Here is a 4,741-nt window from a genome sequence, read left to right on the forward strand (position 1 = left end):
CTGAGCATCGCAATCATGTTTGGTCATATGACTTCGTGCATTGCCGAACCGACGATGGAAAGGCGTTCCGGACGCTGAACATCATCGACGAATACAGCCGGGAATGTCTGGCCATCCGTGTGGATCGCAAGCTGAACTCAGGCAGCGTTATCGACGCCTTGAGCGACCTGTTCATCCTGCGCGGCCTCGCGTCGTTCATTCGATCGGACAATGGCCCCGAGTTCGTTGCCCGGGCAGTTCAGGACTGGATCAAGGCTGTCGGCGCGAAGACGGCCTATTCGGCAGGAACGGCGCGAAGCCTTCAGGGCTTTGATCCGGCTGGCCGGTTTCGGGATTGCGGGCATGAAGATGCAGGATCGCAGCGCCTGCCTCGGCGGCGGCGATGTAGAAGGCTGGGTGCAACTGCAGACAAACAGCTCCCTCAACGGCGCGATCTGCCTCAACAATGGCGACGAAGCCAGCTTCATCGCTCAAAAATGGACGTCTTCAGCAGCCTGCTAGATCGCATTGGCGAGCAGGTCGGCGGGCACGCTCAATACCGCCCCGCCATCGATAGGGACGACGGCGCCGGTAATGTAGCTGGCGCGGTCCGATGCGAGGAACAGGCACAGATCGGCGACTTCGGCGCTTTGAGCGGCACGGCGCAAGGGGATGCCGGCCAACCGCTGTGCCTTGATTTCGGGCGTCGGCGCAAGCCGCCGGAACCCTTCGGTGTCCTCGATGGGCCCGGGCAAAACAGAATTCACCCGGATGCCCTCGGGCCCCCATTCCAGCGCCAGGGTCCGAGTGATCTGATCGACGCCGGCCTTCGCCGCGCAGACATGGGACTGCCCGATCATCGCGCGCCAAGCGGCGGCGGCGGTTATGTTGAGGATCACGCCGGGGCGTTTGAGATGCTTGTAGCTGGCGAGCATGACATGGTGCGTGCCCAGAACATCGATCTCAAGCACCGCGCGGAACCCGTTCGAACTGATGTTCTCGGCCTTGGCGGGGAAATTGCCCGCCGCGCCGGAGACCACAACGTCAATGGCTCCGAACCGCGCTGTGCACTCGGCAAAGGCCGCCTCGATCTCATCGGCATTGCGCACATCGGCGGGCATGCCGGCCGCGTCGGGCCCGAGCGCCTGCAATTGCGCAACCGTATCGGTGACCTTGTCCGCTGAGCGCGACAGCACATAGACCCGCGCCCCAGCCGTGGCGAACCCGCGCGCGATGCCACGATTGATGCCGCTGGTGCCGCCTGCGACCAGAACCACCTTGCCGTTACCATCGAAAAAAGGCGCATCAGGCGGCATTGCTCAACACCACAGTTGCGGCCGCCGAGAACATGCCGCCCACGCCGTGAACCACAGAGATCTCGGCGCCCTCGACCTGTGCCGGCGACGTGCCGCGCATCTGGCGAACCCCTTCCTGCAGCGCATACATCCCATACATTCCCGAGTGCATGTAGGACAAACCTCCCCCGTTTGTGTTCATCGGCAGGTTGCCGCCCGGCCGCGTGCGCCCCTCGGCGACGAAGGCTCCCGCCTCACCGCGCTCCACAAAACCGAGATCTTGAAGACCATAGAGCGGCACATGCGCGAACGCATCGTAGATCATCAGGTGATCGACATCCGAATGGGTGATGCCGGCCTCGGCGAACGCCATCCGTCCCGAGGCACGAAAGGCCCGCGAGGTGGTGAAATCTTCCATCCAAGTGATGGCGGGGGATTCCACCGCTTCGCCCGTGCCCCGTACATAGACCGGCCTTGTTGGAAAATCCTTCGCCCGTTCGGACTTCGTCAAGACCAGCGCGCCACCGCCGTCCGAGACGAGGCAGCACAGGAGCTTTGTAAGTGGATAGGCGACCATGCGCGATCCGAGAACATCATCCACCGTGATCGGATCACGGGCCGTGGCGCGCGGATGCATCGCCGCCCACTCCCGTTGCGCAACGGCGACCATGGCCAGTTGCTCGTGGCTGACATTGCAGTCCTTCATGAAGCGCAGCACCGGCAGCGTGAACTTGGTCGGCGGAACCGTTGCCCCGTACGGCACTTCGAATTGCAGGCTGAACTGGGATGGAAAGAGCGGCCGATGGGTGCGATGGCCGCTTCGACCGCTTTCGCCATGGGTGATCAGCACCGTCGTGCAAAGACCCGCCTCGATCGCCGCCGCCACGTGGCGCACATGGGTGATGAAGGAGCACCCGCCCACCGAGGTGCCGTCGGTCCATGTGGTTTCCAGCCCGAGATAGTGGGAAATCTCGGCAGGGTCGTGTCCGGCTGTGGCCAGCCCGTCGATATCGCTCGCCTTCAGGCCGCAGTCTTCGAGCGCATTCAGCGCCGCCTCGGCGTGAAGCTGCACCTGCCCCATCTCGGGCACCTTTCCCATGCGCGTCGTCTCGGCCGCGCCGACAATGGCGATGCTGTTCGGCGTCATGGGACGGGCCGGAAGCAGGGCATGGCGACGCCGCCGCGCTGCTCGAACACGACTTCGAGAGGCATATCGAGTGTCAGCGCCTGGGGCGTCTGCGCGCACTCGACAATGTTGGCCATCAGGCGTGGGCCTTCCTCCAGTTCGACAACCGCGATGGAAAAGGGCGGCTCAAAGCCCGGCACCGGCATATGGCTGATGATGTAGCTGTAAAGCGTGCCGCGCCCCGAGGCGGTGATGTGATCGACATCGCGACTTTGGCAGGCAGGGCAGAAGGGCCTTGGCGGGAAGAAAGGCTCCTGGCAGGCGTTGCAGCAGGGAATCCGCAACGTGCCCGCCCCGGCGCCCCTGAGGAATTCGTCCGCCTCCGGCATGATCAGCGCGGCAGGGTCTTGTTTTTCCGGTGCGGATGTCAATGATCGTTCAACAGGACTGGATTGCGTTGACGGTAATAAATTAGCATGTGTATTATCTGCATGCAATTTATTTTCACCTTGCCAAGCGGCGCCCCCCGTGCTGCCGAAGGATTTGTATATGGCTCAAACTGCGGCTTTGCGCGCTTTCGAGGACCGGCGGATCGAGAACGAAGCCGGCCTCATTTTCCAGCATGTGGCGCGTCAACGCATAAAACTCCTGGACGCGCTGCTGGTTCCGCACGGACTGACCTCGGCGCAGGTCTACCTGTTGAACTGGCTGTTGCGCGAGGATGGCCGCACGCAGATCGAGTTGGCGCGTCTTCTCAACATCGGCACGGTCGCGGTCAGCGGCATGGTGGACCGGTTGGAGGCGGCCGACTGGGTCGAGCGTCGTCCCGACGAGACTGACCGACGCACGAAGCGGGTGTTTCTAAAGCCCTCCGCCATGTCGAAGAAACATGTATTGGGCGAGGCGGCCGCGCAGGTGAACGCCATGTCGTTCGAAGGCTTGCGTGAGGACGAGGTGGACCAGCTCCTGTCGCTGATGCGGCGCGTGCGCGGCAATCTGAACGAGGCCCTTGACGGCGACATGCCGTCCTTGGGCGGCTCGACCTAGTGTCCCGGATCTGAAGTTCGCTTCGTTACGCAGCAGGCTCGATGCGAACTTCAGATTCAATGGGGGTTCTGGATAAACTATTGCATATATTAGATTTTCCGATCGACGCCTTCCCAGAACGGCGCGCGTAGTTCCCGCTTTTTGATCTTGCCGGCATCATCGCGCGGGAAATCCGGCCGCGCTTCGATGTGCTTCGGCACCATATAGATCGCAAGCCTGCGCTTGAGAAAAGCGGCGAGCGCATCGACATCGAGTTCGGCGCCCTTGTTCGGCTGCACGATTGCCGCCACGGCCTCGCCGGCCGCCGGGTCGGGAATGCCGAAGACCGCGCAATCGGCGATCTCGTCATGGGCGAGAATCTTCGCCTCCACCTGCGCGGGATAGATGTTCACCCCATTGGCGATGATCATGTCCGTCTTCCGGTCGCTGAGGAACAGATAGCCGTCCTGATCGAGATAGCCGACATCCCCAACGCTCACCAAATCGCCATGCGCTGCCTCGGCCCGCGCTTCTGGCTGGTTGAGATAGGTGAAATCGGGGATATCGCGTCGCCGTCCGTAAATCTCGCCGGTGACGCCGGGGCCGCAGAGATCGCCGTTCTCATCGAGAACTTCGACCCGTGCGGTCGGCACGGCGCGTCCGACCGTGCCGGGCCTTTCAAGCGCATCCGCGCTGGAGGCAAAGGTCAGCGCACTCGTCTCCGTCGAGCCGTAATACTCGAAGATCACCGGCCCCCACCAGTCGATCATGGCGGCCTTCAACTCAATCGAGCATGGTCCGCCGGAAATGACCACATGGCGCACGCTCGACAGATCGTACGCGTTGCGAACCTCTATAGGCAGGCGGATCAGCCGCTGAAGCATAGCGGGCACCATGAAGCTGGTCGTGATGCGGTGCTCTTCGATATCACGCAATGTGGATTCGGCATCGAAGCGTGCGGGCAGCACCAAACTGCCGCCCGCCTGAAACGTGCCTTGCAGGAACCGGTTGGGTGCCGAATGATAAAAAGGCGCGGCCAGGTGGGTGCGCATCCGCCGTTCGAAGAACGCATCATAGGCGACAGGTTCGGGCCGCCTCGCCGCAAGCCGTTGCACCCCTTTTGGGCGCCCGGTCGTGCCAGAGGTGTAGATCAGCGGATAGGGCGCGTCTGCCCGCGGTTCTGCGATCGGCGCATGCTCGCCGACGAATTGGCCCCAGTCGCGCGCGCCGCTCGTCACCTCCGCAAGTACGGGGTCGATCCCGAACGCCTCGCAGATCGGCGCGGGCGTCGGCACGAGCAGCACTTCGAGGCGGT

6 protein-coding genes and 2 pseudogenes are annotated in these 4,741 nt (G+C 62.9%); 3 read left to right on the plus strand and 5 right to left on the minus strand.

Features of this window, described 5'->3' with window-relative positions; translation table 11 throughout:
• Positions 1–278: pseudogene (locus AC5E6L_RS00220) on the plus strand (DDE-type integrase/transposase/recombinase); the annotation flags it as partial.
• Between the two features lies 1 nt (position 279).
• On the opposite strand, the pseudogene AC5E6L_RS00225 reads toward AC5E6L_RS00220, so the two are convergent.
• A pseudogene (locus tag AC5E6L_RS00225) lies at positions 280–384 on the minus strand (3-keto-5-aminohexanoate cleavage protein); the annotation flags it as partial.
• Here AC5E6L_RS00225 and AC5E6L_RS00230 point away from each other — a divergent pair.
• Positions 343–501: a hypothetical protein gene (locus AC5E6L_RS00230; protein ID WP_491770472.1), complete on the plus strand. Its 159-nt coding sequence runs from the start codon at positions 343–345 to the stop codon at positions 499–501. The pseudogene AC5E6L_RS00225 and the gene AC5E6L_RS00230 overlap by 42 nt on opposite strands.
• On the opposite strand, the gene AC5E6L_RS00235 is transcribed toward AC5E6L_RS00230, so the two are convergent.
• Genes AC5E6L_RS00235 through AC5E6L_RS00245 form a run of 3 tightly spaced genes read right to left on the minus strand, consistent with a single transcriptional unit; the run spans position 498 to position 2,789 of the window.
• Positions 498–1,295 carry an SDR family oxidoreductase gene (locus AC5E6L_RS00235; protein ID WP_491770433.1) on the minus strand — a complete coding sequence of 266 codons (798 nt, stop codon included), beginning with the start codon at positions 1,293–1,295 and terminating at the stop codon, positions 498–500. The two genes, AC5E6L_RS00230 and AC5E6L_RS00235, sit on opposite strands and share 4 nt — an antisense overlap.
• Complete coding sequence (locus AC5E6L_RS00240; RefSeq protein ID WP_491770435.1) at positions 1,285–2,421, minus strand: thiolase C-terminal domain-containing protein; 1,137 nt, start codon at positions 2,419–2,421, stop codon at positions 1,285–1,287. The genes AC5E6L_RS00235 and AC5E6L_RS00240 overlap by 11 nt, the downstream gene beginning before the upstream one ends.
• Positions 2,418–2,789 (minus strand): Zn-ribbon domain-containing OB-fold protein, encoded by a 372-nt coding sequence (locus AC5E6L_RS00245; RefSeq protein ID WP_491230638.1) that lies wholly within the window; start codon positions 2,787–2,789, stop codon positions 2,418–2,420. Before AC5E6L_RS00245 ends, AC5E6L_RS00240 begins: the two co-directional genes overlap by 4 nt.
• A gap of 139 nt (positions 2,790–2,928) precedes the next feature.
• On the opposite strand from AC5E6L_RS00245, the gene AC5E6L_RS00250 reads away from it, so the two are divergent.
• Positions 2,929–3,447, plus strand: a complete 519-nt coding sequence (locus AC5E6L_RS00250) for a MarR family winged helix-turn-helix transcriptional regulator (protein ID WP_491230637.1) — start codon at positions 2,929–2,931, stop codon at positions 3,445–3,447.
• Between the two features lie 89 nt (positions 3,448–3,536).
• Here AC5E6L_RS00250 and AC5E6L_RS00255 read toward each other — a convergent pair.
• The coding region (locus tag AC5E6L_RS00255; RefSeq protein WP_491770438.1) for an AMP-binding protein at positions 3,537–4,741 on the minus strand (1,205 nt) is incomplete at its 5' end.

This window comes from Roseitalea sp., assembly GCF_984466335.1.